This window comes from Brevibacillus massiliensis, assembly GCF_000311785.1.
In the GTDB taxonomy this organism is placed as follows: domain Bacteria; phylum Bacillota; class Bacilli; order Brevibacillales; family Brevibacillaceae; genus Brevibacillus_C; species Brevibacillus_C massiliensis.
In genome coordinates this window covers 1-2,531 of record NZ_HE978564.1, presented here as the reverse complement: position 1 = coordinate 2,531, position 2,531 = coordinate 1, and the positions used below count along the sequence as shown (strand labels likewise).

Sequence of the window (2,531 nt, the reverse complement as noted above, 5' to 3'; positions counted from 1 at the left end):
CAAATATTTCCCACCTACACGGACTCGAAGATTCATGAGAAACTAAGCGTATCGGAAAGATAGGAGGTACGCGCGAATGAATGAAAATGAACGCAACGAGCAATGGCGGGAGCGGATCCGTGCCTATCGGGACAGCGGACAGACCATGCGAGCGTGGTGTTCCGCCCAAGAAATCCCCTTCAACCAACTGAAATACTGGCTGCGCAAACTGTCGCCGGGCAAACGAAAAGCATCGGCGACGACTTGGGTGACGGTCACCCCCACGTCGCATCCATCGCCGGAAGCCTCTCCCCTCGTCGTCCGGATCGGCAACGCATCCATCGACATCCGTCCCGGTTTCGATGCGTCCCTGCTCACGCAAGTGGTGCGGGTGCTGGAGGCGGGACGCTGATGCTCCCCCTTCCCGAACGGATCGTCCTGGCCAGTGGCGCGACGGATCTTCGGAAATCGATCGATGGACTGGCCGCCCTCGTCCAGGAAAGCTTTGGCTGCAGTCCGTTTGCGCCCACCCTGTTTGTGTTCTGCAACCGGCAGCGGGACAAGCTGAAAATGCTTTACTGGGAACACAACGGCTTCTGGCTGTTCTACCGTCGGCTGGAGCGCGGCACGTTCCGATGGCCGGAGCCGTCGGACGGAAGTAGCCTGACGATCTCCCTGCAGCACCGTCAATTGCGCTGGTTGCTGGACGGACTCGCGCTGGATCAGCGGCAGGCCCATCGGCCGGTGCACGCCGAGGTCGTCCTGTAACGGCTTTCCCATCGGCGTGTTCACCAAATCGCCATTCTCATCGGCAGGAAAGGAGCCCCGCTGTCGCGAAATCCATCATCATGGAAAACCGAGCGGACATCTCCCCCCCGACCTCCGAAGAGGTCATTCGACAATTAACCGAACAAGTGGCGGCGCTCAAGCTGCAGGTTGCCTGGTACGAAGAGCAATTCCGGCGGGCGCAGCAAAAACGTTTCGGCGCCTCCAGCGAACAAACGCATCCGGATCAACTGACGCTGTTCAACGAAGCCGAAGCGGAGGCCGATCCGAAGGCACCCGAGCCGACGGTCGAAACGGTGACCGTTCAGCGGCGGAAGAAAGCCAAAGGCGAACGGGAAGCGAAACTGGCGAACCTGCCGGTCGAAACGATCCACTACACGCTGGACGAAACGAAAGGCGTCTGCCCGGATTGCGCCGGGCCGCTGCATGCGATGAGCACGGAAGTGCGGCGGGAACTGAAGATCATTCCGGCGCAGGTGAGCGTCGTCGAGCATGTACGCCACGTGTACAGTTGCCGCTGTTGCGAGCAAACGGGCGTGCGCACCCCAGTCGTGACCGCACCCATGCCAGCCCCGGCGTTGCCGGGTAGTCTGGCGTCGCCCTCCATGCTGGCGCACGTGATCCATCAGAAATACGTGAACAGCTTGCCGCTCTACCGGCAGGAAGAACAGTTCCGGCAATGGGGCATCGACCTGTCGCGGCAGACGATGGCCAATTGGCTGATCGCCGCCAGTGAGCGGTGGCTCGTTCCCTTGTACGATCTCTTCCATGCCAAGCTTCTGGCGCAAGATCATGTCCATGCGGATGAAACGACGCTGCAAGTCCTGCGGGAGCCGGGCCGATCCGCGCAAGCGAAATCGTACCTGTGGCTGTATCGCACCGGGCGCGGAGCCGCGCTCGATGTCGTGCTGTACGACTACCGGACTGGACGCGGCAGCGAACACCCGGAGGCCTTTCTGACCGGATTCACGGGGTACTTGCAGACGGACGGCTACAGCGGATATGCCAGGCTCAAGGGGGTTACGCAGTTGGGCTGCTGGGCGCATGCGCGGCGCAAATTTCACGAAGCCGTGCAGGCGACGCCGCCCGCGCAACGCGCCCAAACCGCCGCGGCGGAAGGGTTGGCCTTGTGCAATGCGCTGTTTGAAGTCGAACGCCGCTGGAAGGAGGCGACGGCGGAGGAGCGCCATGCAGCCCGCCTGGAGGAAAGCCAGCCGATTCTGGATCGGATGGCGGCTTGGCTTGAGGGCCAACGCGCGCGCGTGTTGCCCAAAGGGCTGCTCGGCACTGCGATCACCTACTGCACGAACCAGTGGCCGAAGCTAACTGCTTTTTTGCAAGACGGGCGGCTGGAGATCGACAACAACCGCAGCGAACGGGCGATCAAGCCGACGGTGATCGGCCGAAAAAATTTCTTGTTTAGCAACACGCCGCGCGGAGCAAGGGCCAGTGCGGTGTTGTACAGCATCGTCGAAACGGCAAAAGCAAACCGGCTGAAACCGGAGGCTTATTTGCAGTACCTGTTCGAGCAACTGCCACAGTTGCCGAACTTGCAGGACGCCGCCGCTCTGGAGAAGCTGGCCCCGTGGTCGCCCGCATTGCCGATCACGTGTCGCCTGTTCTGACGTTGTGCCCCGAACCGCTCTGACTGCTCAGTCAGGGCTCTTTGGCGTTCCGTCTTGTTTGGCGACGCCCGCGCATACGCTTCGTTCCTATTCTCGCAGGCTGGGGAAGCTTTGACCAGGTGTGCTAGATTTGACGCTTAC

At 61.4% G+C, this 2,531-nt stretch carries 3 protein-coding genes; all 3 read left to right on the top strand.

Annotated features, from left to right (window positions below; genetic code table 11):
- The first annotated feature begins 76 nt into the window (after positions 1-76).
- Positions 77-391, top strand: a complete 315-nt coding sequence (gene tnpA / locus HGBM_RS26065) for an IS66 family insertion sequence element accessory protein TnpA (RefSeq protein ID WP_019124015.1) — start codon at positions 77-79, stop codon at positions 389-391.
- Positions 391-747, top strand: a complete 357-nt coding sequence (gene tnpB / locus HGBM_RS26060) for an IS66 family insertion sequence element accessory protein TnpB (protein WP_019124014.1) — start codon at positions 391-393, stop codon at positions 745-747. Before tnpA ends, tnpB begins: the two co-directional genes overlap by 1 nt.
- 80 nt (positions 748-827) lie before the next feature.
- On the top strand, positions 828-2,390 hold the full coding sequence (gene tnpC / locus HGBM_RS26055) for an IS66 family transposase (protein ID WP_019124013.1): 1,563 nt from the start codon (positions 828-830) through the stop codon (positions 2,388-2,390).
- Positions 2,391-2,531: the final 141 nt, after the last annotated feature.